Origin of the sequence: Vineibacter terrae, from assembly GCF_008039615.1 — a bacterium.
Classification (GTDB): domain Bacteria; phylum Pseudomonadota; class Alphaproteobacteria; order Reyranellales; family Reyranellaceae; genus Vineibacter; species Vineibacter terrae.
This window is the reverse complement of record NZ_VDUZ01000010.1, coordinates 155,883-182,242: the sequence shown is the minus strand read 5'-3', so window position 1 is coordinate 182,242 and position 26,360 is coordinate 155,883. Positions and strand designations below refer to the sequence as shown.

The 26,360-nt window shown below is 67.7% G+C and carries 22 protein-coding genes and 1 pseudogene; 5 read left to right on the top strand and 18 right to left on the bottom strand.

Features of this window, described 5'->3' with window-relative positions:
• Positions 1-29 precede the first annotated feature (29 nt).
• Complete coding sequence (locus tag FHP25_RS11520) at positions 30-1,037, bottom strand: helix-turn-helix transcriptional regulator (RefSeq protein ID WP_147847065.1); 1,008 nt, start codon at positions 1,035-1,037, stop codon at positions 30-32.
• A 287-nt stretch (positions 1,038-1,324) separates the two neighbouring features.
• On the opposite strand from FHP25_RS11520, the gene FHP25_RS11515 reads away from it, so the two are divergent.
• Positions 1,325-3,124: a flavin-containing monooxygenase gene (locus tag FHP25_RS11515; protein WP_147847093.1), complete on the top strand. Its 1,800-nt coding sequence runs from the start codon at positions 1,325-1,327 to the stop codon at positions 3,122-3,124.
• Here the strand turns inward: FHP25_RS11515 and FHP25_RS11510 are convergent.
• A complete protein-coding gene (locus FHP25_RS11510; protein ID WP_147847064.1) occupies positions 3,121-4,005 on the bottom strand; it encodes a LysR family transcriptional regulator in 885 nt (294 codons plus the stop codon). The two genes, FHP25_RS11515 and FHP25_RS11510, sit on opposite strands and share 4 nt — an antisense overlap.
• Before the next feature lie 52 nt (positions 4,006-4,057).
• Here FHP25_RS11510 and FHP25_RS11505 point away from each other — a divergent pair, with 52 nt between their 5' ends.
• Complete coding sequence (locus tag FHP25_RS11505; RefSeq protein ID WP_218578329.1) at positions 4,058-5,008, top strand: class I SAM-dependent methyltransferase; 951 nt, start codon at positions 4,058-4,060, stop codon at positions 5,006-5,008.
• Between the two features lie 176 nt (positions 5,009-5,184).
• Here FHP25_RS11505 and FHP25_RS11500 read toward each other — a convergent pair whose 3' ends face one another.
• The 12 genes and pseudogenes from FHP25_RS11500 to FHP25_RS11445 form a co-directional block, all read right to left on the bottom strand.
• The gene (locus FHP25_RS11500; RefSeq protein ID WP_147847063.1) at positions 5,185-5,823 is read right to left on the bottom strand and encodes a peroxiredoxin; all 639 of its coding nucleotides are present in this window, start codon (positions 5,821-5,823) and stop codon (positions 5,185-5,187) included.
• A gap of 56 nt (positions 5,824-5,879) precedes the next feature.
• Entirely contained in the window at positions 5,880-7,598 is a 1,719-nt protein-coding gene (locus tag FHP25_RS11495) for an NADPH-dependent assimilatory sulfite reductase hemoprotein subunit (protein ID WP_147847062.1), read from the bottom strand.
• Positions 7,588-9,408, bottom strand: coding sequence for an assimilatory sulfite reductase (NADPH) flavoprotein subunit (locus FHP25_RS11490; protein WP_218578328.1), 1,821 nt, complete (start codon positions 9,406-9,408; stop codon positions 7,588-7,590). Before FHP25_RS11490 ends, FHP25_RS11495 begins: the two co-directional genes overlap by 11 nt.
• Before the next feature lie 485 nt (positions 9,409-9,893).
• A pseudogene (gene nrdR / locus FHP25_RS11485) lies at positions 9,894-10,450 on the bottom strand (transcriptional regulator NrdR); the annotation flags it as partial.
• Between the two features lie 54 nt (positions 10,451-10,504).
• On the bottom strand, positions 10,505-11,809 hold the full coding sequence (glyA, locus tag FHP25_RS11480) for a serine hydroxymethyltransferase (RefSeq protein WP_147847059.1): 1,305 nt from the start codon (positions 11,807-11,809) through the stop codon (positions 10,505-10,507).
• Positions 11,810-11,833: 24 nt separating this feature from the next.
• Positions 11,834-12,253: a ribose 5-phosphate isomerase B gene (gene rpiB, locus FHP25_RS11475; RefSeq protein WP_231712293.1), complete on the bottom strand. Its 420-nt coding sequence runs from the start codon at positions 12,251-12,253 to the stop codon at positions 11,834-11,836.
• A 273-nt stretch (positions 12,254-12,526) separates the two neighbouring features.
• Positions 12,527-13,648, bottom strand: a complete 1,122-nt coding sequence (locus tag FHP25_RS11470) for a branched-chain amino acid ABC transporter substrate-binding protein (RefSeq protein ID WP_147847057.1) — start codon at positions 13,646-13,648, stop codon at positions 12,527-12,529.
• A 113-nt stretch (positions 13,649-13,761) separates the two neighbouring features.
• Positions 13,762-14,115: a DUF6867 family protein gene (locus tag FHP25_RS11465; RefSeq protein WP_147847056.1), complete on the bottom strand. Its 354-nt coding sequence runs from the start codon at positions 14,113-14,115 to the stop codon at positions 13,762-13,764.
• Between the two features lie 56 nt (positions 14,116-14,171).
• On the bottom strand, positions 14,172-14,927 hold the full coding sequence (locus FHP25_RS11460) for an ABC transporter ATP-binding protein (protein ID WP_231712291.1): 756 nt from the start codon (positions 14,925-14,927) through the stop codon (positions 14,172-14,174).
• Positions 14,920-15,738, bottom strand: coding sequence for an ABC transporter ATP-binding protein (locus FHP25_RS11455; protein WP_147847055.1), 819 nt, complete (start codon positions 15,736-15,738; stop codon positions 14,920-14,922). The genes FHP25_RS11460 and FHP25_RS11455 overlap by 8 nt, the downstream gene beginning before the upstream one ends.
• Positions 15,739-15,810: 72 nt before the next feature.
• Positions 15,811-17,280: a high-affinity branched-chain amino acid ABC transporter permease LivM gene (livM, locus tag FHP25_RS11450; RefSeq protein WP_231712290.1), complete on the bottom strand. Its 1,470-nt coding sequence runs from the start codon at positions 17,278-17,280 to the stop codon at positions 15,811-15,813.
• A 2-nt stretch (positions 17,281-17,282) separates the two neighbouring features.
• Positions 17,283-18,197, bottom strand: a complete 915-nt coding sequence (locus tag FHP25_RS11445; RefSeq protein ID WP_147847054.1) for an ABC transporter permease subunit — start codon at positions 18,195-18,197, stop codon at positions 17,283-17,285.
• Positions 18,198-18,402: 205 nt separating this feature from the next.
• Between FHP25_RS11445 and FHP25_RS11440 the strand changes: the two genes are divergently transcribed.
• Positions 18,403-19,641 carry an acyl-CoA dehydrogenase gene (locus FHP25_RS11440; protein WP_147847053.1) on the top strand — a complete coding sequence of 413 codons (1,239 nt, stop codon included), beginning with the start codon at positions 18,403-18,405 and terminating at the stop codon, positions 19,639-19,641.
• Positions 19,642-19,953: 312 nt separating this feature from the next.
• Here the strand turns inward: FHP25_RS11440 and FHP25_RS11435 are convergent, their stop codons facing one another.
• Positions 19,954-20,949 (bottom strand): AraC family transcriptional regulator, encoded by a 996-nt coding sequence (locus FHP25_RS11435; protein ID WP_147847052.1) that lies wholly within the window; start codon positions 20,947-20,949, stop codon positions 19,954-19,956.
• Between the two features lie 163 nt (positions 20,950-21,112).
• Here FHP25_RS11435 and FHP25_RS11430 point away from each other — a divergent pair, with 163 nt between their 5' ends.
• The gene (locus tag FHP25_RS11430; protein WP_147847051.1) at positions 21,113-22,084 is read left to right on the top strand and encodes a hypothetical protein; all 972 of its coding nucleotides are present in this window, start codon (positions 21,113-21,115) and stop codon (positions 22,082-22,084) included.
• Between the two features lie 159 nt (positions 22,085-22,243).
• Positions 22,244-23,476 (top strand): hypothetical protein, encoded by a 1,233-nt coding sequence (locus tag FHP25_RS11425; protein ID WP_147847050.1) that lies wholly within the window; start codon positions 22,244-22,246, stop codon positions 23,474-23,476.
• A gap of 44 nt (positions 23,477-23,520) precedes the next feature.
• Here FHP25_RS11425 and FHP25_RS11420 read toward each other — a convergent pair whose 3' ends face one another.
• The 3 genes from FHP25_RS11420 to corA all read right to left on the bottom strand — a co-directional run bounded on the left by FHP25_RS11420 (position 23,521) and on the right by corA (position 26,329).
• Positions 23,521-23,883: a GIY-YIG nuclease family protein gene (locus tag FHP25_RS11420; RefSeq protein ID WP_147847049.1), complete on the bottom strand. Its 363-nt coding sequence runs from the start codon at positions 23,881-23,883 to the stop codon at positions 23,521-23,523.
• 179 nt (positions 23,884-24,062) lie between these two features.
• Complete coding sequence (locus FHP25_RS11415; protein WP_147847048.1) at positions 24,063-25,067, bottom strand: glutathione S-transferase family protein; 1,005 nt, start codon at positions 25,065-25,067, stop codon at positions 24,063-24,065.
• Positions 25,068-25,261: 194 nt separating this feature from the next.
• Positions 25,262-26,329 carry a magnesium/cobalt transporter CorA gene (corA, locus tag FHP25_RS11410; protein WP_147847047.1) on the bottom strand — a complete coding sequence of 356 codons (1,068 nt, stop codon included), beginning with the start codon at positions 26,327-26,329 and terminating at the stop codon, positions 25,262-25,264.
• Positions 26,330-26,360 lie beyond the last annotated feature (31 nt).

Here is a 26,360-nt window from a genome sequence, read left to right as displayed (position 1 = left end):
GCGCCGTGCGTCGTCACACCATCATCACCTCATCCCTGCCCGTCCTGCTGCGCTCGGCGCAGCTGGCGGGGCGAGACGCCCCACCACTCGCTGACCGCCCGCGAGAAGGCGCTGGCCTCCGAGTAGCCGAGGCGGGCGCCGATCTCGGCGACGCTGGCGCGCGACCGCGACAACAGAATGTGCGCCTCCTCCATCCGGTGGCGGTCGAAGATCGCCTTGAAGCTCGACCCCGCCGCCGCCAGGCGCCGCTGCAGGGTGCGCGGCGAGCAGCCGATGTCATGCGCCACCGTCGTGATCGTGGCCTGCCGCGGGCCCAGACGGCCGACCGCCGCGCGCACCGATCCGCACAGCGAGTCCATGGTCCGATGCGTCGCCAGCAGCGATTCGGCATAGGCCACGTTCAGGTTGAGCAACGCCGGATCGGCGCCCGGTGTCTGCTGGGCCAGCGCCGCATTCCCATAGTCCACGACCGCCTGGGCTGCGCCGAGCTGCACGGGACAGCCAAGCCGGCGCGTGAAGGCCGCCGGATCCTGGCCGCGGCGTCCGACCAGGCGGATCGCCAGCGGCCGCGGACCATAGGCGACCAGCGAGGCGACGCCGGAATCGATCTGGATCGGCTCCATCGCGATCACGGCGGCCGCCGGCCTGTAGGTCAGCCGCACCCCGCGCCCGGCCGGCCGCATATGAAAGCGGCCTGTCTCGCTCAGCAGCGTCTGGTATCGGATCATCGCCCGCAGGAAGGCGCCGAAGCTCGCGCTATGCGCCCGGATGATGGCCATCACATGGCCTGCCTGCGCCGGCAGCTGGCTGCCGACCTCGAGCCCCAGCAGCGGGTCGGTCGTCATCTGCTGCGCCCGCCGCCAGATCAACCGCGACAGGGCGACCTCCATGCGCGCCGTGCCGGGGACACGGCCACCCTCCAGGCCGCGGATGTCGGCGGTCAGCGCGGCGCGGTCGAGGCCCTCCTGCTCCATGCGGTCGAGCACGGCGTTCATCCAGGCCGAAGCGACGGTCAGGGATCGGGGGCTATCGCTCATGGCTTCTCACATCACCTGTCATCCCGAGCGCAGCGAGGGATCTCCTGCGAATTGCGCACCGTGCGCCTTGCCGCAGGAGATCCCTCGCTGGCGCTCGGGATGACAGCGAGGTCATATGCGAATGCCCTGGGTCCTCTGGGGATCACTCGAGATGACATCACCCGCCAAAAATGGCGCCATCCGATGGCGCATAATGTCATCTATTTGGCGGTCGGTGTCACGGACATTGGCGCCCGCCTGCCCTAGAACCCCATGCAGGGAAGAAGACGGTGACAGAGAGACGCAAGATGCCGACGCACGCCAGGACGCCCCTCGCCTTCGATCCGGATCAGCTGCGCGCGAAATACCGCGCCGAGCGCGACCGGCGCCTGCGCCCCGACGGCGATACGCAGTATGTCCAGATCGCCGGCGCGCTGGCCCACTACGCCGACGATCCCTATGTCGCGCCCGGCTTCAGCCGCGCGCCGGTCGCCGACAGCGTAGACGCGGTGGTTGTCGGCGGCGGCTTCGGCGGCCTGATCGTGGCGGCGCGGCTGCGCGCGGCCGGGATCGGCCGCATCCGCATCATCGAGAAGGGCGGCGATTTCGGCGGTACCTGGTACTGGAACCGCTATCCCGGCGCCGCCTGCGACATCGAATCCTACATCTACATGCCGCTGCTCGAAGAGCTCGGCGCCATGCCGACCGAGAAGTACGCCAAGGCGCCGGAGATCCTGGCGCACACCCAGGCGATCGGCCGCCATTTCGACCTGTACCGTGACGCCCTGTTCCAGACCACGGTCAGCGGGCTCGCCTGGGACGACCGCGCGGCGCGCTGGACGGTCACCACCGACCGCGGCGATCGCATGACGGCGCGCTTCGTCGTGCTGACCACGGGACCGCTCAACCGCCCGAAGCTGCCCGGCATCCCCGGCGTCGAGAGCTTCGCCGGCCACAGCTTCCATACCAGCCGTTGGGACTACGCCTATACCGGCGGCACCTCCCTGGGCGGGCTCGACAACCTCGCCGACAAGCGCGTCGGCATCATCGGCACCGGCGCCACGGCGGTGCAGTGCGCTCCGCATGTCGCCCAGAGCGCGCAGCACCTGTTCGTCTTCCAGCGCACGCCCTCCTCGATCGACGTGCGCAACAACCGGCCGACCGACCCCGACTGGGCGGCGCAGCTGACGCCCGGCTGGCAGCGCCGGCGCATGGAGAACTTCAACAACCTGGTGTCGGGCATCGCGCAGGACGAGGATCTGGTCAGCGACGGCTGGACCGAGATCATGCAGCTGATCCGGCGCGACCATCTCGCGGGCAATCCGCTGCAGGCGCTGCAGCTCGCCGACTTCGCCAAGATGGAGCAGGTGCGCGCGCGGGTCGACCTGGTGGTGCAGGATCCGGCCGCCGCCGCGGCGCTGAAGCCCTGGTACAAGCAGTTCTGCAAGCGGCCCTGCTTCCACGACGAATACCTGCAGATGTTCAACCGGCCCAACGTGACGCTGGTCGACACCGACGGCCGCGGCGTCGAGCGCATCACGCCCGAGGGCGTCGTCGTGGCCGGCCGCACCTGGCCGCTCGACTGCCTGATCTTCGCCACCGGCTTCGAGGTCGGCACAGCCTATGAGCGCCGCTCGGGGCTGGAGATCCATGGCCGCGGCGGCCTGACGCTGACCCGGAAATGGGCCGACGGCGCCCGCACCCTGCACGGCCTGCTGACCCGCGATTTCCCCAATTGCTTCATCGTCAGCACCATCCAGTCGGCGCTCGCCCCCAACTTCCCGCATATGCTGATCGAGCAGGCCGACCACATCGCCTATATCGTGCGGCGCTGCCTGGCTTCCGGCTGCGACGCGGTGGAGCCCACGGCGGCCGGCGAAGCGGAATGGACGGCCACGATCATGAAGGCGGGTGTGTTCCGCAAGGCCTACCAGGAGGACTGCACGCCGGGCTACTACAACGCCGAGGGCCAGCTCTCCGAGCGCAACATCCAGAACGGCGTCTACGGCCGCGGCGCGCCGGCGTTCATCGCCATCCTCGACGCCTGGCGCGCAGCCGGCGACTGCCACGGGCTCGAGTTCCAGCGCGCCGCCGCCGAGGTTGCCTAGCCCGTAAAGATCCCTTTCAGCGCCGCCCGCTCCTCGGTGACGAAGTCGAAGAAGGCCGATACACGCGGCGTGCGCCTGAGGTCCGGATGCGTGAGCAGACGCCAGCTTCTCGCCAGCTGCGCAATGGGCCCGAGCACGCGCACGAGATCCTCCTGCTCGTCGGCGATGGCGGTCGGCAGCGGCCCCAGGCCGATGCCCGATTTCACGGCGTAGACGAGACCCAGAACGCTGTTGTTGCGCGCCACAATCTTCGCCTCGGGCGCAACGGCCTTGAGCCAGGTCACGGCGCGGTGGTTGGCCAGCGACTCGTCGAGGCTGACCAGGAGGTGACGCGCGAGGTCCTCGACGCGCTCCGGCTTGCCATGCCGCTCGATATAGGCAGGGCTGGCATAGACGGCCCAGATCGAGTCCGCGATCTTGCGGCCGACCAGGTCATCATCCGTATCGCCTGAACGGAAGGCGATGTCGGCTTCACCCTTGAGAAGGTCGAGGTAGCGATCGCTGGTCACGAACTCGACCTGGAACCGGGGATAGCGGGCATGAAAGCGCTCGATGAGCGGCATCAGCCTTGGAACGATCGGCTCGGGACAGGTCAAGCGGATGATGCCGCGGCGGTCGCGCGCGGCGTCCGCCACGTGCTGGTCCAGCTCGTTGGCTGCCGCTTCGACACGCTCGGCATACGCCACGAGCTCGCGGCCGAACGCCGTGAGGCGATAGCCCGCCGTGTGGCGCGTCACCAGCTCGCGTCCGAGGCGTTCCTCGAGCTCGCTCAGCCGGCGGTGGACGGTCGACTGGCTGACGCCAAGCGCCTTGCCTGCTGCGATGGTGCTGCCGTGCCGCGCAACCGCAAGGAAGTGCTTCAGGTCGTTCCAATCGAACATGCCGCATTATGCGATTGTGCGGCCCCCGCCGGCAATCTCGCGGCTCCCGCTCATGCTCGCGGGCCGGTACGGCTGGAGGAGCTCGAACGGAGCAGCGAGATCAACCTGGAGCCACGAGATGTGCACGATACCCACATCGACGCCCCCGACGGACGCCGAGGCATTCAAGCTTGCGGCGCGCCGCCAGTGGGATGCGTGCGCCAAGGGCTGGCATGACAAGAGCGCGTTGATTCGAAGCTGGCTTCGCGATTCCACCGACGCCATGCTGGCAATGGCCGACATCAGGCCGGGCGCGCGCGTGCTCGACGTCGCGGCCGGCGCCGGCGATCAGACGTGTGACATTGCGCAAAGGGTGGGCCCGACGGGCTACGTGCTCGCGACCGACATCTCGCCCGCCATCCTGGCGCTTGCGAAGGACAACACCCGCCGCGCCGGGCACGCCAACGTCGAGACGCGGGTCGCGGATGGAGAAGCTATCGAGGTCGGCGAAGGCAGCTTCGACGCTGCCATCTGCCGCCTCGGCCTCATGTTCTTTCCGGATCCCGGCAAAGGGCTCGAACGCATGTGCGGCGCGCTGAAGCCGGGCGGGCGGGCCTGCGTCATGGCTTTCTCCAGCCCGCAGCAGAATCCATGCATAGGCATCCTCGTATCGACCGCCTTCAAGCACGCCGGCCTGCCGCTGCCCGATCCCTACCGGCCGGGGGGCCTGCTAAGCCTCGGCAAGCCGGGGCTGTTGGATGCCCTGTTCCGCCACGCCGGATTTTCCCACGTGGCGACGACGAAGATCGCGGCGCCCTTCCGGCTGCCATCGGTGCACGACTATCTCGACTTCGTCCGCGTGTCGGCCAGCCCCATCCTGCAGATCGTCGGACACCTGGATGATGCGAAGCGAGAAGCCGCCTGGGCCGAGATCGCCGACCGGCTCAGCGCTTTCAACACGCCCGACGGCTGGGAGGGCCCCAACGAGCTGCTGCTGACAGCAGGACAACGCCCGACGCTGTAGCACCGGCTATCGGTGGAAGGTGAGTCGCGACTGTCATCCCGAGCGCAGCGAGGGATCTCCCGCGCAGGCCGCACAGTGCGCCATTCGCAGGAGATCCCTCGCTGCGCTCGGGATGACGGTCACGATTCACGTCGTCTGCCGCCAGCGCTTGGTCACGACATCGCCTGCCGTGGACTTCACCCCTTCGGGGAAAGCTCGACGACGCGCAGATAAGGCCGCAGCGCCTTCCAGCCCTGCGGGAAGCGCTCCTTCGCCTGCTCGTCCGAGAGGCTTGGGGAGATGATCACGGGCTGGCCCGGCTCCCAGTTGACCGGCGTCGCCACCTTCTCGCCGTCCGTCAGCTGCAGGCTGTCGATGGTGCGAAGGATCTCGGTGAAATTGCGTCCGGCGCTGGGCGGATAGGTCAGGATCAGCCGGATCTTCTTGCCGGGGTCGATCACGTAGACCGCGCGCACCGTGACGGTCGGATCGCTTTGCGGGTGGATCATGCCGTAGAGGTTGGCGACCCTGGCGTCGGCATCTGCCAACAGCGGAAAGTTGAGCTTATGGCCCTGCGTCTCGGCGATGTCCTTCTCCCACCGCAGATGCGCTTCGAGCGGGTCGACCGAGAGGCCGAGCGGCTTCACGCCACGCTTGTCCCACTCGGGCTTCAGGCGCGCGACCTCGCCAAGCTCGGTCGTGCAGACCGGAGTGAAGTTCTTCGGATGACTGAACAGGATGCCCCATGAATTGCCGAGCCACTCGTGGAAATGGAGCTGCCCCTCCGTGCTCTCCTGCGTGAAATCCGGCGCTACCTGGCCGAGCTGCAAAGCCATTGCCTGTCTCCTTGTCAAAACGAGAATAGTCGTCGAAGCGATGTCGTCCCGTGGCCTCAGGCGACGATCCCGGCGCGCATGACATAGTCGCCGAAGTGCTCGCCCGGCTGGCGCCCGGCAGCGAACTGCGCGAAGAGCGTGTCCAGCTCGTTCAATATCGCGGTCTCGCCGATATTCTCCCGGTGCAGCCGGTTGAGACGCTCGCCGTGGAAGCCGCCGCCGATATAGAGGTTGTATTTGCCGGGCGCCCTGCCCGTGAGACCGATCTCCGCGATATACGGTCTGGCACAGCCGTTCGGGCAGCCGGTCATGCGCAGCGTGATCGGCTCTTCCATCAGGTCGTATCTCGCCAGGATGGTTTCGATCCTGGATATCAGGCCCGGCAGATAGCGTTCGCTCTCGGCCATGGCCAGACCGCAGGTCGGCAGCGCCACACACGCCATCGAATTGCGACGCAGCGCGCTCGCTCCCGCCTGCCCGTCCAGGCCGAACTCCTCCAGCAGGGATTGAATGACCGGCCGGCGCTCGCGGGACACATCGGCAATCGCCAGGTTCTGGTTCGGCGTCAGCCGGAAGGTGCCGTCATGGATCTTGGCAATGGTCAGGATGGCATCCATCAAGGCCATGCCGGGGTGGTTGGCGATGCGCCCGTTCTCGATGAACAGGGTGTACTGCGATCGGCCATCTTCCGATTCCGACCAGCCCAGCACGTCACCATTGGAGGTGAACGTGAACGTTCGCTGCGGCGCCAGGGAAAAGCCCAAGCGGGTCTCGATCTCGGCCTTTATCCAGTCCAACCCTTTATCGTCGATCGTGTACTTGAAGCGGGCGTGGCTGCGGTCCTTGCGATCGCCGTAGTCGCGCTGCACGCTCATGACAGCGTCAATCGTCTCGATCACCTTGTCGGCCGGAATGAAGCCTATGACGCTCGCAAGGCGCGGATAGGTTTCGGGCTTGCCATCCGTCCGGCCCATGCTGCCGCCGATCGCCACGTTGTAGCCTTCGAGCGTGCGGCCCTTCGCGATGGCGATGAAGCCGAGGTCCTGCGCGTAGACGTCGATGTCGTTGCTGGGCGGAATGACGAAGCCGATCTTGAATTTTCTCGGCAGGTAGGTGTTGCCGTAGAAAGGCTCCTCCGTCTCCGACGAGGCCACCTTCCGCTCGCCGTACCATATCTCGTGATAGGCGCCGGACTTCCAGGTCGCATGGTTGCTGGCGTCGCGCGCCGCATCGTAGACTTCGGCATGCAGGCTGGAGAGCGCCGGATTGACCGCGCACATCACGCCCCGCGTGTCATCGCCGCAGGCAGCCACGGTATCAAGCAAGGCTTCGCGCAGGCCCTGGATCGTCGCCTTGAGATCACGCTTCAATATCCAATGGAACTGAAACGTCTGCCGTGTCGTCAGCCGCAGCGTCTCCCCGCCATGGGCGCGCGCCAGCTTGTCGAGCTTGACCCATTGCGCCGGCGTGCAGACGCCGCCCGGCAACCGCACGCGCACCATGAAGCAATGTGCCGGCTCCAGCTTCTGCCGGCGGCGCTCATCGCGCAGGTCGCGGTCGTCCTGCTGGTAGATGCCGTGAAACTTCAGCAGCTTCTGATCCCTGAACGCGACACCGCCGCTGATCTCGTCCAGCAGCCCGTCGGCAATTCCGCCGCGCAGGTGATTGCTTTCGGCCTTGAGCGTCTCGTCCGGTCCCAAGTTCGACAATGGCTGCGAACGATCACGGCTTCGCTCGACCGCCCCGTGGCGCGGCTTCATCGTCTCAATAGACATCGCGTTGATACCTGTGATCGCGTTGCAGGGTCCGGAGATAATCCTCCGCCGCGTCCGGTCCGAGACGGCCTTGCGTCTGTATGATGCTCAAGAGAGCCGCATGAACGTCCGGCGCCATGTGGGCCGCATCGCCACAGACATAGAGATGGGCGCCGGCCTCCAGCCATGCGAAGAGATCGGCCGCCTTTTCCGTGAGCTTGTCCTGGACATAGACCTTCCCGGCCTGGTCGCGAGAGAACGCCACGTCCATCCGGGCCAGCAGGCCGCTGCGCAGATGCTCCTGCCATTCGAGCTGGTAGAGAAAGTCACTGCGGAAATTCCGCTCGCCGAAGAACAACCAGCTCTGCCCTGTCGCACCGCGCGCCTCACGCTCCTGCAGGAAGGCCCGGAACGGGGCGACACCGGTTCCGGCACCGATCATCACGATCGGCACATCGTCGGCCGGAAGCCGGAAATGTGGATTGGATTGGACATAGACCGGCAGGACGGCGTCCGGTCCCGCGCCCGCGATCGTGTGGCCGGAAGCGACGCCGCAACGCATCTCCCCGTTCAGCGCGTATCGCACGGTGGCGACCGTCAGGTGCGCTTCGTCAGGGGCGGCGGCCAGGCTCGACGCGATCGAGTAGAGCCGCGGCTGCATGGGGCGCAGCCCGGCCAGGAAATCCATCGCGCTCACGCCGGGCACCGGAAAAGCCCGCACGATGTCGATCACATGGTGACGGCGGAGAAAGGCGTTGCGCTCCGCGCTGTTCTCCGGCGACGTCAGCCGCCGCAGCTCAGCGGCGCCGCTCAGCCGGGCCCAGGCTTCGAGAAAGCGTGGCGCGGCCGCCATGATCTCGAAGTCGAACGCAAGGGCCTGGGCGAGGCTTACCTCACCTCTCTTGAGAGACACCGCCGCTTCGCCGTCAAGTCCGGTCTGCGCCAGGATCGCATCCACCACGTCGATGCCGTTTGCCGGCAGCAGCCCCAGCGCATCGCCTGGCTCATAGACGAGGTTCGAGCCCGCAAGCGAGAACTCGACATGGCGGGTCTCCTTGCTGGAGCCGCGCCCGGTCAGGACGAGGTTGTCGATGACCGGCGCGTTGAACGGGTTGCGCCTGTCGACTATCGGGGCCGATGCGGCAGAAGGAGATGATACGACCGACAATACCGGACTGTGCGATGCCTTGTGCTGCTGCTGCGTGGCGAGGAAGGGTTGCACGGTATCCATCCACGCTTCGGATGGCTCCTCGAAATCGACATCGCAGTCGATGCGCGCTCCGACGCGCGTGGCACCCAGCTCCTCGAGACGACGGTCGATGCGTCTGCCGGCCTCGCAGTATTTCTCGTAGGTCGAGTCGCCCAGGGCAAGGACACCGTATTGGAGCCCGGGAAGCCTGGGCGCTTTGCGTCCTTCGACAAACTCGAAGAAGTTGAGCGCCGATTGCGGCGGATCGCCCTCCCCGTGCGTGCTGGTGATGATGAACAGGAAATGCTCGTCCTTGAGCTGGCGCAGCTTGTAGTCGTTCATGTCGCTGACGCGGACCGTGAGGCCATCGACACGCAGACGGGCAGCAAATCTCTCGGCCAACCGGGCGCTGTTGCCTGTCTCGCTGCCGTAGAGCACCGTGACGGGTGCGGTTGCGATCGCAGCCGCTGCCTGGGCTTCGCCTTGGCCGACCGGGCCGCCGACCCCGGCAAAGTATCCGCTGACCCACAGCGCCTGTTCGCGCGTGAGCCCTCTGGCGAACGTCTCCAGCTGGGCAAGTTGAGCGTGTGTGAGGTTCGCGCGCGCCGCGTCATCCGCTGCCTCGGCCTGCCTGGGAACCAAAGGCGCATACGCCGACTCTCCAAAGCCAGCGCTTGGTCCTCGGTCCCGACGTTGAAGGTTCAACATATTACACGCACAAACCGTAGTTTATAGATAAATAACATTTTCATGATGCAATTTCTGGTGCCGAGCGACAAATGAATGTTATTGCCAATTAAGAACAATAATTTTGTTGAAAATGAATGGTCGTCGACCGGCGCCAGGTCGCCCTGCCGCGGCCGAAAGCATCCGCTCAGCGGCGGCGGCGAGCCGAGCCTGTTGAACAGTTTGTAGACTGGCTGGCCTGGATACGCCGGACCACGGGCGTGTCAGCGCCGATCGTCTTTCGCTCTTCGCTTCGCTGCGAGCGAATGCGGGCGTGGACGCCCGCGGTCCAAGAAGGCGGGCATGGCCACCTCCCTCACTGCGTCGCCATCGTTGCGGCGACGAAGTCCCGGGTCATGATGGCCTGGAGGAGAAGCGTGGGCGACTCGCCCACATTCGCCCGCGGTGGAAAACGGAGGACGAAACCGGATGGTCGGCGCTTCGCGCCGATGCGGGCCGGGAGGCCCGCGCTCCGGGTCTTCGCTGCGCGCAGGGCTCAGTCGTGCTGGGCGTCGCCGAGGTCGCTGACGAAATCCTCGAAGTCCTTGGCCTCGCGGAAGTTCTTGTAGACCGAGGCGAAACGCACATAGGCGACCGGGTCGAGCGCGCGCAGCGCGTCCATCACCAGCTCGCCGACCTGGGTCGACGGAATCTCGCTTTCGCCCGAGCTTTCCAGGCGGCGCACGATGCCGTTCACCACGCGCTCGATGCGCTCGGGATCGACCGGCCGCTTGCGGCAGGCGGTGGTGATCGAGCGGGCCAGCTTGTCGCGGTCGAACTGCACGCGCTGGCCGTTCTTCTTCACCACCGTCAGCTCGCGCAGCTGCACCCGCTCGAACGTGGTGAAGCGCGAGCCGCACGACGGGCAATAGCGCCGCCGGCGAATGGCGGAATTGTCCTCAGTCGGACGCGAATCCTTCACCTGCGTATCGTCGTGACCGCAAAACGGACACCGCATCAGCCACCCCCTGTCTCTGCCGCAGCGGCCTGCCGTGCGGCCGCGTCCCTGCCCTTATCGATAGATCGGAAACCGCCGGCACAGCTCCTGGGCCTTGGCGCGGACCTGGTCCTCGACCAGCCGGTTGCCCTCGACGCTGTTGGCGGACAGGCCATCGAGCACGTCGGCGATCAGATGGCCCACCTGCCGGAACTCGCTCGGCCCGAAGCCGCGCGTCGTGCCGGCCGGCGTGCCGATGCGCACGCCCGAGGTGACGGTCGGCTTCTCCGGATCGTTGGGAATGCCGTTCTTGTTGACCGTGAGCCCGGCGCGGTCGAGCGCCTTCTCGGCAATCGTGCCGGTGGTGCGCTTGGGCCGCAGGTCGACCAGCATCAGATGGCTGTCGGTGCCGCCGGACACGATGGCGAGGCCGCGCTCGACCAGGGTTGCCGACAGCACCTTGGCGTTCTCGACCACCTGGCGGGCATAGGCCTTGAACTCCGGCTGCAGGGCCTCGCCGAAGGCCACGGCCTTGGCCGCGATCACGTGCATCAGCGGCCCGCCCTGCAGCCCGGGGAACACCGCCGAGTTGATCTTCTTGCCGAGGTCGGCGTCGTTGGACAGGATCATGCCGCCGCGCGGCCCGCGCAGCGTCTTGTGCGTGGTCGTGGTCACGACATGGGCATGCGGCAGCGGGCTGGGATAGGCCCCGGCCGCGACCAGGCCGGCATAGTGCGCCATGTCGACCATGAAGAAGGCACCGACCTCGTCGGCGATCTTGCGGAAGCGCGCGAAATCGATGTGGCGCGAATAGGCCGAGGCGCCGGCGACGATGACCTTCGGCTTGTGCTCGCGCGCCTGCCGCTCCATCTGCTCATAGTCGATCAGATGCGTGTCGGGCCGCACGCCGTAGGACACGACCTTGAACCACTTGCCCGACTGGTTGGCCGGCGAGCCGTGCGTGAGGTGCCCGCCCTCGTTCAGGGACATGCCCAGGAAGGTGTCGCCCGGCTTCATCAGGGCGAAGAACACTGCCTGGTTGGCCTGGGCGCCGGAGTGCGGCTGCACATTGGCGAAGCTGCAGTCGAACAGCTTGCAGGCGCGCGCGATGGCCAGCGCCTCGGCCTTGTCGACCTCCTCGCAGCCGCCGTAGTAGCGCCGGCCGGGATAGCCCTCGGCGTATTTGTTGGTGAGCACCGAGCCCTGCGCCTCCAGGACGGCGCGCGAGACGATGTTCTCGGAAGCGATCAGCTCAATCCAGTCCTTCTGGCGCTGCAGCTCGTCGTCCACGATGTGCTTGAGCTCGGGATCGGCATCAGCCAGGGCGGCGCTGAAGAAGCCGGACGGCACGACGGGAGGTTGCACGGCAGTGGCAGTCATGGGGGCGCTCCGAGGGGCGGCAGGCTAGCGGGACGAGAGCTTGGCCACGCGCGCAGCATGGCGGCCGCCCTCGAAAGGCGTTTCCAGGAAGGCGCGCAGGCAGTCCTTGGCGACCTCGGGACCGACCAGCCGGGCGCCGAGCGCGATCACGTTGGCATCGTTGTGCTGCCGCGCCAGGCGCGCCGACGTCACGTCATGCACGACCGCAGCGCGCACGGCGGGCTCGCGGTTGGCGGCGATCGAGATGCCGATGCCCGTGCCGCAGACGAGAACACCCCGCCCCGCCCGGCCGTCGCGGATGGCGCCAGCCAGCGCCGTGCCGAAATCGGGGTAGTCGACCGAATCCGTCGAGGACGTTCCCAGATCGAGAATGACATGACCGGCAGCCTGCAGCTCGCGCTTCAGGTGCTCCTTCAGGTCAAAACCGGCGTGGTCGGACGCCAAGGCTATGGTTTGCGCCGACATCGGCTGAAAGACCCAACATTTGTTGGCAGGCGGCGCACCGATACCATATCTCGCCGGCCGAAGCCAATCTCGCACCAGGACTTGGCGTGACTGCAGGTGCGATCGCAGAATACGTACCCTAAGCCGCTCATCTCAAAGCAAAAAAGCGAAAAGGCCAGGCCCACCGCCCACCCTCGCCCCGCGGCAGCAGGGAGAGGAGATGAGAACGGCCCGACATCGTCGGGCCGTTCGGTTCAGAGCGTCAGGCGGCGGTCACTTCGGGGCCGTGGACGACTTGCCGTCCTTCACGACATAGATGTCGTAGACCGGATTCTTGATGTCGCCCTTGGCGTCGAACTCCAGGGGGCCGATCACGGAGTCGTACTTGCCGGCGCGCAGCGTCTTGGCGACGGCCGCCGCGTCGGTCGACTTGGCCTTGTTGGCGGCCTCGGCCCAGACCTTGATGGCGGCGTAGCTCAGCAGCGTGTAGCCCTCGGGGTTGTACTTCTGGTCCTTGAACTTCTGGACCAGGGCCGCGTTCTTGGGATCGTTCTCGGCCGCCGGCGGGAAGGAATACAGCACGCCGTTGGTGGCGGCGCCGCCGATCTGCGCGAACTCCGCCGTCTGCAGCGAATCGAAGCCCATCATCTGCGCGCCCAGCCCCTGCTCGCGCGCCTGCTTGATGATCAGGCCGCCGGCGGGGTGGTAGCCGCCGAGCACGATGATGTCGATCTTGGCCAGCTTCATCTTGTTGATGAGGGCGGTGAAGTCCTTGTCGCTGTCGGTGTAGGCCTCGTACATCGCCTCCTTCATGCCACCCTTGTTGATGGTCTTCTTGGTCTCGTCGGCGACGCCTTTGCCGTAGGGCGACTTGTCGTGCAGGATCGCGACCTTCTTGCCCTTGTGATGCTTCAGCAGATAGGTGCCGACGGTGACGCCCTGCACGTCGTCACGGCCGCAGGTGCGGAAGATCGTCGTGTTGCCCTCGGCCGCCGCGTCGTCGGTCAGCTTGGGGTTGGTGGATGCCGGCGTGATCTGCAGGATCTTGCCTTCCTTGTAGATCTTCGAGGCCGGAATCGACGAGCCCGAGCAGAAATGGCCGGCCACGAACACGACCTTGTCCGACACCATCTTGTTGGCCACCGCCGTGGCCTGCTTGGGATCGCAGGCGTCATCGCCGACGAGCAGCTGCAGCTGCTGGCCGTTGACGCCGCCGGCGGCATTGATGTCGGCCACGGCCATCTCGGCGCCGCGACGCAGCTGCTCGCCGAAGGCCGCGAGCTGGCCGGTCATCGGACCGGCCGAACCGATCTTGATCTGCGCCCATGCCGAGCCCGCTCCCAGCGCCAGCGCGATCGCCGTCGCGGTGCCGAGCGATACAGCAAGCCTTTTCATGAATTGTCTCCCTCTTGCCCTGTATGCGGGGGCCTTGCCCCGCGCCCCGCCCCGACTGGAGCGACTGACGAAAGCCTATCGCGGCCCCGATACGGCGCCAAGACGCCGCGTGCTCAGCTGCCGGCTTTTTCGCGCCAACCGAACGGGCCGGCCGGCTCATAGAGCCAGGGATATTGCCTGATCATCATGCGCGCCTGGGTGAGCCGCCACGCCACCAGGCCGAGCCCGATCAGGATCAGCGCCGATACGAGAAAGCCGCCCGGCGACAGCAGCTCACCCTCGGCCAGGGCGTAGTCGATGAAGCGCTCGGCCGCCGCCAGCAGGGTGCAATAGATCACGACCCACCATGGCGACTGCCAGCGCGCGGCGATGCCGTTGCCGGTGGCGAACGCCGCCCAGCCAAACACCACGAGCGTCAGCAGCAGGAACGTGCCGAGCGTATTGCCGAGGATGGGTGCCGGTTCCATGGCCCTGCTCCTGCGTTACCACCCCTCGCCCCGCGAGAGCGGGGAGAGGGCTACTTCTAATGCGCGCCGCCTTCGAGGTAGGCGGCGCGCACCTCGGGGTTGGCCAGCAGCTCGGCGCCGCTGCCGGCCATCTTCACGCGGCCGTTGACCAGCACGTAGCCGCGGTCGGCCAGCCGCAAGGCATGGAAGGCGTTCTGCTCGACCAGGAAGATGGTGACCCCCTCGTCGCGCGCGATCGCGCGGATGGTCTCGAAGATCTGCCTGACGATCAGCGGCGCCAGCCCCAGCGACGGCTCGTCCAGCAGCAGCAACCGCGGCCGGCTCATCAAGGCGCGCCCGATCGCCAGCATCTGCTGCTCGCCGCCCGAGAGCGTGCCGCCGCGCTGCTGATGCCGCTCCTTCAGGCGCGGGAACAGGGTGTAGACGCGCTCGAGGTCGGCGGCGAAATGCGCCGGATCGGCGAACGCAGCGCCCATCTGCAGGTTCTCGAACACCGACATGCGGGCGAAGATGCGCCGCCCTTCCGGAACCTGGGCGATGCCGCGGCGCATGATCTCGTGCGTCGGCAGGCGCGTGATGTCGTTGCCTTCGAACAGCACGGCGCCGCGGCGCGCCTGGGGCGCGCCGCAGATGGTCATCAGCAGGGTCGACTTGCCGGCGCCGTTGGCGCCGATCAGGGTCACGATCTCGCCGCGGCGCACCGCCAGGTCGACGCCGTGCAGCGCCTGGATGGCGCCGTAGAAGGTCTCGATGCCGCGGACCTCGAGCATGGTCGCGACGCCGCGGACCTCGACCAGCGCGGGCTCAGCCATGGCCCGCCTCCGTGCTGTCTTCCGCCTCGCCGAGATAGGCGCGGATCACGGCCGGATTGGCGCGCACCTCAGCCGGCGTGCCGTCGGCGATCTTGCGGCCGTAGTCCAGCACGACGATGTGGTCCGATATGGTCATCACGACGCTCATGTCGTGCTCGATCAGCAGGACGCCGATGCCGTCGCGATCGCGGATGGAGATCAGCAGGTCGTTGAGCTCGGCCGATTCGCGCGGGTTGAGGCCGGCGGCGGGCTCGTCCAGGCACAGCAGCAGCGGGTCCGTGCACATGGCGCGCGCGATCTCCAGCCGCCGCTGGTAGCCGTAGGGCAGCTCGCCGGCCTGGCGGTCGGCATGCGCCAGCAGTCCGATGCGATCGAGCCACCCCCGTGCCTTGTCGATGGCCTGCGCCTCGGCGGTACGGTAGCTCGCCAAGCCCAGCACGCCCAGGAACGTGTAGCCCGAGGCCAGCATCAGCTTGTTGTGCTGGGCCACCAGCAGGTTCTCCAGCACGCTCATGCCGGGGAACAGGCGGATGTTCTGGAAGGTGCGGGCAACACGCGCCTTGGCGGCGATCTCGAAGCCGGCCATGCGCTCCAGCAGGTACTCGCGCCCGTCGTGGCGCACCGCCAGGCGCCCGACGGTCGGCCGGTAGAAGCCGGTGATACAGTTGAACACCGTCGTCTTGCCGGCCCCGTTGGGGCCGATGATGGCGGTGATCTGCCGGCTCGCCGCCGTGAAGGAGACATCGTCGATCGCGACAAGGCCGCCGAACCGCATGGTCAGGTGGTCGACCTGGATCAACAGCCCGTTCATGCGGGCATGCTCTGGCAGAAAAATCCTCCCGACGCTTCAGCGTGGGGGAGGGAGTCATCGGTTCTCATTGCGTCACCCCGCGCCAGCGGGGTGCAGGCGCACCGTCGGGTCGCGGTGCGACACCAGGCCCTTGGGCTTGAACACCATGATCAGCACCATCGCCAGGCCGAAGGCCAGCATGCGGTACTGGCCCAGGTCGCGGAACCATTCCGGCAGGCCGATCAGCAGGATCGCGGCCAGCACCACGCCGAACTGGCTGCCCATGCCGCCCAGCACCACGATCGACAGGATGATCGCCGACTCGATGAAGACGAAGCTCTCGGGGCTGATGAAGCGCTGCTTGGCGGCGAAGAACGAGCCGGCGAAGCCGGCGAACATCGCGCCGATGGCAAATGCCGTCAGCTTGGTGTTGGTGGGGTTGATGCCCAGCGCCTGGCAGGCGATCTCGTCCTCGCGCAGCGCCTCCCAGGCGCGGCCCACGGGCAGGCGCCGCAGGCGCATGGTCACGAAGTTGGTGATCAGCGCCAGGACCAGGATCACGAAATAGAGGAAGATCAGGCGGTGGTTGCCGGAGAACTCGATGCCCACCCATTCGTGGAAGGTCGTCTTGCCCTCGGGCGCCTGCTCGGCGAACACGTGGCCCAGCACCGTGGGGCCGGGAATGCCGCCGATGCCGGCCGGTCCTTCGGTGAAATCCACCCAGTTCTGCAGCACGATCTTCACGATCTCGCCGAAGCCCAGGGTCACGATCGCAAGATAGTCGCCGCGCAGGCGCAGCACCGGGAAGCCCAGCAGCACGCCGAACATCGCCGCCAGGATGCCGGCCACGGGCAGGCAGATCCAGAAGCTCCAGCCGTGCTGCGTCGACAGCAGCGCATAGGCGTAGGCGCCGACGGCATAGAAGGCGACGTAGCCCAGGTCGAGCAGGCCGGCGAGGCCGACCACGATGTTCAGCCCCCAGCCCAGCATCACGTAGGTCAGGATCAGGATGCCCAGGTCCATGACCTTCTGGTCGGCGAACGGCAGGAACGGCATGACCACCGCGAACGCCAGCAGCGCGGCGCCGAACCAGGGATAGAGCCGCTGGGTGCCCTGCCCCATGCTGCTCGACAGGCCGGCGATCGCGGCGCTGCCGCCGCTGGAGCGGCGCAGCCAGACCCACAGCGCGCGCAGCATCAGCGCCACGCCGATCATGCTGATCACCACCGTCAGGAACGACGACGGCAGCTTCAGCCCCTGTGCCGCCGCCAGCAGCGCGGCGCCGATCACGAACGTCACCAGCGGCCAGCCATTGGCGGCCGCGGTGAGCGCCAGCCGGCCCAGGAAGATGGCCACGCAGGCGACCAGCAGGTCGACCAGGTGGTACTCGAACTGCAATCCCGCCGAGCCGTAGTCGGTGGTGCGGAAGCCGACCATGAACAGGCCCAGCGCGCCGGCCAGCAGCCCCGTGACCAGCGCGTCCCAGGCCGCCGCCGGCCAGTCGAATGTGGCGCCAGTGGGGGCGCCGGCCGGGGCGGCAGGTCGGGCGGTGGCGACGGCCATGGTCAGACCTTCTCGATCTCGGGCTTTCCAAGCAGGCCGGTGGGCCGGAAGATCAGCACCAGCACCAGCACCGAGAAAGCGGCGACGTCCTTGTATTCGGTGGAGAAGTAGCCGGCCCAGAAGACCTCGATCAGGCCGATCAGCAGGCCGCCCAGCATGGCCCCCGGCAGCGAGCCGATGCCGCCCAGCACCGCGGCGGTGAACGCCTTGATGCCGGCCAGGAAGCCGACGAAGAAATCGACCACGCCGTAGTACATCATGAACATCATGCCGGCGACGGCCGCCATCGCCGCCCCCATCACGAAGGTGAACGAGATGGTGCGGTTGACGTCGACGCCCAGCAGCGCCGCCATCTTCATGTCCTGCTCGCAGGCGCGCTGCTGGCGGCCCAGCGCCGTGCGGTTGATCAGCAGCGTGAAGCCGGCCATCAGGGCCACCGTCACGACCATGATCACGATCTGGATGTAGCTGAGGTTGACCGCGAAGCCGTCAGCCTCGTGCAGCTTGATGCTGCCGGTGATCACGGAGGCATGTGGCTTGGGACGGGCGCCCTGGGCCAGCTGCACGAAGTTCTGCAGCACGATCGACACGCCGATGGCCGAGATCAGCGGCGCCAGGCGGAACGAGCCGCGCAGCGGCCGGTAGGCCAGCCGCTCGACGGCCCAGCCATAGACCGAGGTGAAGGCCATCGCCAGCAGCAGCACCAGCACGATGGCCAGAGGCGCCCAGCCGATGCCCAGCAGGGAGCAGATCATGAAGCCGATCAGGGCGATGAAGCCGCCCACCATGAAGATGTCGCCGTGGGCGAAGTTGATCATGCCGATGATGCCGTAGACCATCGTGTAGCCTATGGCGATGAGGCCGTAGATGGCCCCCAGCGTAAGCGCGTTGATCAGCTGCTGAAGGAAATATTCCATACCCTGATGCCGGCCACCGGCGAGCCGGCGCAGCGTCCCTGTTCTTTCGTTGCCGGTCCTTGGCGGGCCGGGTATCCATGGATATAAGCCGATTCACCGGAAGGCGGGCAAGCGTTACTGCCACCCTCCCGGCGGAATCTGCATCGCGGGCGCGATCGTCACGGGACGGCCGGCCGCGACGCCTTATCCTAGCAAGGGTCACGCCATGTCGTCCGCCATCGCCGCCGCCAGCAAGCTCGCCAACGCCCGAGGCACCCGGGAAGGCGCCCCGCCGTTCGACTGGCAGGACCCCTTCTACCTCGACGCCCAGCTCAGCGAGGAGGAGCGCTCGATCCGCGACGCGGTGCGCGACTACTGCCAGGACAAGCTGATGACGCGGGTGATCGAGGCCAACCGGCACGAGAAGTTCCACCGCGAGATCATGAACGAGATGGGCGCGCTGGGCATGCTGGGCAGCACCCTGCCCGAGAAGTACGGCTGCGCCGGCACCAACTACGTCACCTACGGCCTGGTGGCGCGCGAGGTCGAGGCGGTCGACAGCGGCTATCGCTCGGCCATGAGCGTGCAGTCCTCGCTGGTGATGCACCCGATCTACGCCTACGGCACCGAGGAGCAGCGCCAGAAATACCTGCCCAGGCTGGCCTCGGGCGAATGGGTCGGCTGCTTCGGTCTGACCGAGCCCGACCACGGCTCCGATCCCGGCGGCATGAAGACGCGCGCCACCAAGGTGGCCGGCGGCTTCAGGCTCAACGGCTCGAAGATGTGGATCACCAACTCGCCGATCGCCGACGTGGCCGTGGTGTGGGCCAAGAACGATGACGGCGCCATCCGCGGCTTCATCCTGGAACGCGGCATGAAGGGCTTCGAGACGCCCAAGATCGAGGGCAAGTTCAGCCTGCGCGCCTCCGTCACCGGCGCCATCATGATGGGCGACGTTTTCGTGCCCGAGGAGAACCTGCTGCCCGGCGTCTCCGGGCTGGGCGGCCCCTTCGGCTGCCTCAACAACGCACGCTACGGCATCGCCTGGGGCGCCATGGGCGCGGCCGAGTTCTGCTGGCAGCGGGCGCGCGACTACACCGTGGAGCGCAAGCAGTTCGGCCGGCCGCTGGCCGCCAACCAGCTGATCCAGAAGAAGCTGGCCGACATGCAGACCGAGATTGCGCTCGGCCTGCAGGCCTGCCTGCGGGTCGGCCGCCTCAAGGACGAGGGCAAGGCGCAGCCCGAGATGATCTCCCTGATCAAGCGCAACAATTGCGGCAAGGCGCTCGACATCGCCCGCGTCGCGCGCGACATGCATGGCGGCAACGGCGTCTCCGACGAGTACCACGTGATCCGCCACGTCATGAACCTCGAGGCGGTCAACACCTACGAAGGCACCCACGACGTGCATGCCCTGATCCTGGGCCGCGCCATCACCGGCATGCAGGCGTTCACCGGCGCGTAAGATATTCCCTCTCCCCAGCAGAGCTGGGGAGAGGTGGCCGAAGGCCGGAGGGGGAGCCAACGTGGTCTCCACTACCACGATCACCAAGGCTCCCCTCCGTCCCTTCGGGGCACCTCCCCAGCAGAGCTGCTACGGCATTCACACATCTTCACTGTCATCCCGAGCGCCAGCGAGGGATCTCCCGCGGAAGACGCACGGTGCGCCATTCGCAGGAGATCCCTCGCTGGCGCTCGGGATGACAGTTCTATTTTTCGGGCCCCAAGCTCTCTGAAACTGGATGTGTGAATCCCGTAGGGCAGAGCTGGGGAGGAATTAGCGCCGCATCGCGCGGCTGCGCTTGAAGGTCTGCGACGGGCTTTCGCCGAACTGGGCGCGGTATTCGACCGAGAAGCGGCCCAAATGGTTGAAGCCCCAGGTCAGCGCGATGTCGGTCACGCTGTCGCCATCGCGGGCGCGCATCAGGGCCTCACGCACCCGCGCCAGGCGTGCCTGGCGCAGATAGCGCATCGGCGACGTGCCGCGATGGTCCTTGAAGTGCTGCAGCAGCGTACGGCCGGGGATGCCGGACGCCGCCACGATGTCGGCCAGCGTGATCGGCTGGCTCAGCCGGCCCTGCATGTAGTCGACCGCCCGCTGCACGTCGCGTGACGGCGCCTGCGCCGCCCGCCGATCGAGCGCCTCGCTGCAGCTGTTGGGCTGGTGCAGCAGCAGGCCGGTGATGATCAGCTGCTCGTAGGCGCCGGCCATGATCGGGCTGGGCGGCCCTGGGCCGTCGTCGAGATCCGCGATCGCCAGCCTGATCTGGCGGCTGATGCTGCGGCCGGCCGGCGACGCGAGGTCGATCCCGGCCGCGAAGGCCGGCATCTGGCGCGGCGCTTCGCCCAGCAGCGCCGCCGCCTGCCCGGCGATCGCCGCCGCCGTGATCGACAGCGTGATGCGCGTGCTGCCGGCCTCGGCATGCATCACATGGCCGCTGGGCGCCGAGATGACGGCGTGGTCCCGGCGGCAGACGACGCGGCCGGCATGGTTCAGCACCTCGGCGCGGCCGCGCAGCGGCAGGTGGATGAAATAGTCGTCGCGGGCGCGGCCGTCGGGCACCCGCACGGTGGCGGCCGAGCCGTACTGGATGTAGCCGAGATAGCTGTTGGGCAGGTAGACCGCGCTGGTCGCGAAATCGAACGTGCGCGCCGCGCCGGCCGGCAGGTCGAGATGGAATTCCTTGGCCGCCATGAAGCTGCCGGTCATGTCGGGGTCCCGGCTTTCCAGGACGCGCCGGTGCTGCAGAACCGATGTGTCAGCGGACGCCATGGCCGATCGCCCCCACCCCGTTGATGCGCAGGATACCAGACGCGCCTGCCGCCGGATTGCGATTTTCGGATAGTCCGGCTGCGGCCGTCGGATTTCGCGAGTCCCGCACCCTGCCTACCCTGCGTCGCATGGCGTGGACCGCCTTGGTGACGGGAGAGTGCAGATGCAGAAGGAGTTCCAGCTGACCGGCCGCGTCGGGCGCGGCTGCCGCAACTTCGGCGGCGACGTGGACAAGGTGGCGCTGTGGCTGGGCAAGGTGCCGGCGCCGCAGGGCGGCGGCACCACGACGGCGGCCGAGGTTTCGTCCGGCAGCGCCGTCGAGCGCTTCCAGCGCCGGCAGTTCCCGGGCTGGTCGACCTTCGACGGCCAGATCTGGGTCGAGGGCACGACGCACAAGCGGCTGGCGGCGCTGGCCGCCGGTGGCGGCACCGCCGCGCCGCAACCCGCTGCGTCGGTGGTCACCGACTTCACTGCCGGCTTCTACCAGGCCGTCGCGCCGTGGGGAAAGATGCGGCTCAACAACAGCCGCAAGACGCTGCAGAACGCCGGCTGCCTGCTGTCGTGCGTCGCCTCGGGCCTGAAGTGGCATAACGTCCATCTGCCGAGCGACGCCGCGACCCGCGCCGCGGTGAAGGCCGTCCTCGATTACCAGATCAACGGCGACGTACCGAACGGTATTCCAGCCAACCCGACGCTGAAGCTCATCAGCCTCGACGGCGAGATGAACCCCGGCCTGCTCAACGCCTGGCTGACGGCCAATGACGGCCAGGGCTTCTCGCCGGGCTCGCTCGACCTCGATCCGGGCCGTGTGCATGCCCTGCTGTCCAAGATCTACGGCAACCGGTTCCTGTACTGGGGCCGCTACCAGGAAGACGCCGCGGGGGCTGCCTATCTGCGCGACTTCAGCCCCGACAAGGTGTGCAAATGGATCGCCAAGAAGAACCTCGTGATCGCGCATCTCGACCCGGAGACGACCGGCCACGACAACCACTGGGTGCTGCTGACCGGCTATGACGCCACGACCGGCCGCTTCAGCTGCTGGGATGTCGGCTATGGCCCCGACAGCGACGAGCACACCGCATCGCTGGCCACCGACGAATACGACCGACTGCACCGCATGGGGCCGCCGGTGTAGCGGCGGCGCGGCGGCAGACTCGGCACGACGCCCCGGCCGGTTCGCGCTAAGCTGCGTCCCTAAGCGACCGCAGGGCAATCGCATATCCTCTCCCCGCTGCTGCGGGGCGAGGGATAAACGGCTGCATTTGCGATCGCCCCGCCAGCAGCAGGGGGTGTGATGATCCGGGGGCGATGGTCGATCTGGCTGATGGCGGCGGCGATCGCGGCGCCGGCAGCGGCAGCGCCGCCGGACACGGGGTGGCAGGCCTGCCGCGCGGCGCCGACCCGGGACTGCGTCTTCGCCGAGGCGATCGGGCGCATGCGCGACGACGCGCCGCCGGGCCGCGATCCGCAGTTCGCGGAATGGGACAGCCTGCTCTACCTGCGCCTGAGCGAGATCGCGGCCGCCAGGAAGGACCGGGCGCTGTTCGACGAGGCGAAGCGGTCGGCGGAGGCCAACCAGATCGCCGATGCGCGACGCTCCGCCCTGCGCTGGGTGGCCGCCGCCCAGGCCAAGGCCGGCTTCGCCGACGACGCCGCCCGGACCCTGGACGACGGCGATGCCGGCGGCTTCGCGGCCGAGGAGATCGCGCTCGCCCTGGCGCGCGCCGGCCGGCCCGACGACGCCGTCGCGACGGCGGAGCGCCTGACGTCGACCGAGGCGCGGCTGCGGACGCTCACACGGCTGGCCCAGGCGACTCGCGATCCGGCCTATCTCGACCGGGCGCTGGCCCTGGTGCGCGGGCTCGACGACGGCTACGAGCAGAGCGCGCTGCGCCCCGGGCTGGCGCTGGCCTATGCCGAGCTGGGACAGGTCGAGCAGGCCGTGCGGGTGGCGCGCACCACCGCCGTCAGCTACCACCGCGCCCAGGCGCTGGCCGCGATCGCGGCGGCGACGCGCGACGCCGCGCTGCTGGTCGAGGCGCGCAGCTTCGCCACCGGCTTCGACGGCCGCGGCAACGAGGATGAGGTCTGGGCGGCGCTGGCCCGCGCCGAGGTGGTGCTGGGCGTCCTGCCGGGCGCGCGCCTGACCCTGGAGGCGCATATCGGACAGACGCCCTCGCGCGCCCTGGCGGCGGCGGTGGGCGAGCTGGCCGCGGCGCACTGGCTGGGCGGCGGCAAGGTCGCGGCCGAGAAGCTGATCGACCAGCTCCTGGCCGGCTCGTGGACCATCGGCGAGGCGCGCGCCGTGCTGGCGCGCCGGCTGATCGCGGCGGAACGCTTCGACGAGGCGCGCCAGGTCTCGTTCCTGGCCGACGAGATCACGTTCGACAACCTGTCGGCCGAGATCGCGCTGAAGCAGGCCCAGACGCGCGCCTTCGCCGAAGCCCTTCAGAGCGCCGACAAGATCCAGCACCCGGCGCGCCGCTCGCCCACCCTGGCCGAGATCGCCGCCCTGATGCCGCCGTGACGACGGCGGCTGCGGAGATCTGCGCTCGGAATGACGGTTATCGTTTACCCGTCATCCCGAGCGCCAGCGAGGGATCTCCCGTGAGAGGAGCCCCCCTCGTCTCGGCAGTCTCCTTCGGCCCACCAGTTCGCGCTCAGGTCTTTCCATTCGGGATTTGCCGCGCCTACGAGGACGTTTTTCTTGCTGCGGCTCCAGCCCTTGAGCTGCTTCTCGCGTGCAATGGCGTCGCTCGGCGATGGGTGCTCCTCGACATAGACCAAACGATCGACGTTGTATCTCGCCGTGAAGCCATCGAGCGCCTTGGAACGATGCTGCATGATCCGCCGCTCAAGCTCGCTCGTGACGCCGACATACATCACGTTGCGGTTCTTGTTGGTCAGAATGTAGACATAGGTGGCACGCGGCATGGCGGCTTGGTTCGTGTGTCGGCTATCGGCATGGCCACCGTCATCCCGAGCGCAGCGAGGATCTCGTGCGGGAAGACGCACACTGCGCTATTCGCGGGAGATCCCTCGCTGGCGCTCGGGATGACGGGTGGGTTGGGGACGGGCGTGTCGGGATGACGGGTGGAGCTGGCGCGCGGTCCCTACCCCGCCAGCCACTTCTTGCAGCCGGTGGCCGACAGGATCGTGTCGAGGCCGGGCGCATCCTTGGCGGCGACGTATTTGCGGCGGATCTCGGCCAGCGAGCGGGCATGGTATTTCTGCGCCTGCTGGGTGAACGGCTTGCCTTCGAGCGCGACCGTGAACTCGGCGTCGCCCTTGGCCACGGCGGCTGCGTTGGCGGCCGACCAGGGCAGGAACAGGCCGGCGACCTCGGCCTCCAGCAGCCGCTCGATGCCCCAGTGCACGGACTTCCAGGGATCCCAGCCGCCTTCGACCTTGGGGTCCAGCATGCGCTCGATCCAGCGCCAGGTGGTGGGGTAGAGCTCGTTGATCAGCTTGCCCGGCGTCGGGTCGGTCCAGCATTCGTAGAGCTGGCCCCAGAGGCCGAAATCAGCCAGCGACGGGCGGTCGCCGAACAGGTACTTGCGGGTGCCGAGCTGGATCTCCAGCGTGTCCAGCACGCGGCGCAGCGAGCCCTCGATGGTCTCGCGCGTGCCGGCATGCGAGCCCACGAACGACAGGCGCGGCACCATGCGCTGCGCCACCGCCTCGGCGGCCTTGGCCACCTGCTCCGGCGCGGCGCCCTCGCCCGCGACCTGGGCCGCGATGCGCCCGGCCGCCGACTTGCAGTCCGCTTCGTAGGACCAGCGATAGTGGAACATCGGCTTGTTGGCCCACTCGTCGGCGTATTCTTCCAGCAGCTCCGACAGGAAGCGCAGCGCCGGGTCGTCGGGATGGATCGACGGCTCGGGCTGCGCCGCTTCCAGCCGCTCGATGATCGGCGTCGAATCCTGCAGCCCCTGGCCGTCGGGCGTCACCAGCAGCGGGATCAGTGGCAGCTTGGCATGCTTCTGGAACTCGGCCGCGGTGGCCGGCCCGCGCGGCAGCCATTGATGCTCGATGCCCTTGAAGCGCAGATACGAGCGCACCTTCACCGAATACGGTGACAGCTCCGAGCCGAACAGGCGGTAGGTCGGCGCATCCATCTCAGGTTTCTCCTGTATGTCGTTGTCTTCCTCCCCAACGAAGTTGGGGAGGTGCCCCGAAGGGGCGGAGGGGAGCCGACGTGGTCTCGGCAATCAGCACCACGTCGGCTCCCCATCCGGCTCAGGCACTTCGACGCAAAGCGTCGAAGTGCCGAATCGGCCACCTTCCCCACGCTTCGCGTGGGGAAGGAAATTCAAAACCACCGCTTGCGCTTCATCCACAGGAACAGGCCGATGACGATGACCGCCACCATGCACCAGAAGTAGACGTAGCCGAACGGCCATTTCAGCTCCGGCATGTTGCCGGTCTCGGTCTCGAAGTTCATGCCGTAGATGCCGGTCAGGAACGACAACGGCATGAAGAAGGCGGTGATGATCGCCAGCGTCTTCATCACCTCGTTCATGCGGTTGGACGTGTCCATCAGATAGACTTCCATCAGGCCGTTGGCCATGTCGCGGTAGCTCTCGATCAGCTCCATCACCGCGACGGTATGGTCGAAGCAGTCGCGCATGTAGGTGCGCGTCTCCTTGATGACGAACGGCACCTCCGGCCGCATCAGCGACAGCACCGTCTCGCGCTCGGCCCACTGGATGCGATGGAACGCCATGAGCGCGCGGCGCGCCTCGTGGATGCGCTTGAGCGTCGCCGAGGTCGGGCGGTCGAGAGCCTCGTCCTCCAGCGACTCCAGCTGCGCGCTGACCTTCTCGATCACCGGGAACTTGCGGTCGACGACCAGGTCGACCAGGGCATAGACGAGATAGTCGATGCCCTTGCGCCGCAGGCGCGAGCCGGTGCGCAGCACGCGCTCGCGCACCGGCCGGAAGATGTCCTCGTCGGCGTCGTGGAAGCTGATCACGTAGTTCTCGCCGAAGAAGATCGACACCTGGCGCGGCTTGATCTCGCCGTCGACATAGACCGGGTCGTTCAGGACGATGAAGCCCTGCTGCTCATAGATGTCGAGCTTGGGCCGCTGGTGCGAGTGGAACACGTCCTCCAGCGCCAGCGGGTGCAGGTGGAAGGCATCGCCCAGCGCGTTCAGCATCTGGGCGCTGGCGCGGCCGGCGACATCGATCCAGGTCTTCTCCGGCGTCGCCAGGTGGAACTTGCACCGCTCGACGGTGGCCGCCTCCTCGACCTCGACGGCGTCGGCGGCGTACTCGACCAGGGTGAAGTGCAGCGCCTCCTCGCCCACCGGCGCCCGGCCGGCCAGCGTGCCGGGCGGCGCGCCCGGCTCGATGCTGCGACGGACGATGCCATCCATGCCCGCCTCCTTGCTGGCCGGTCGGCCAGCC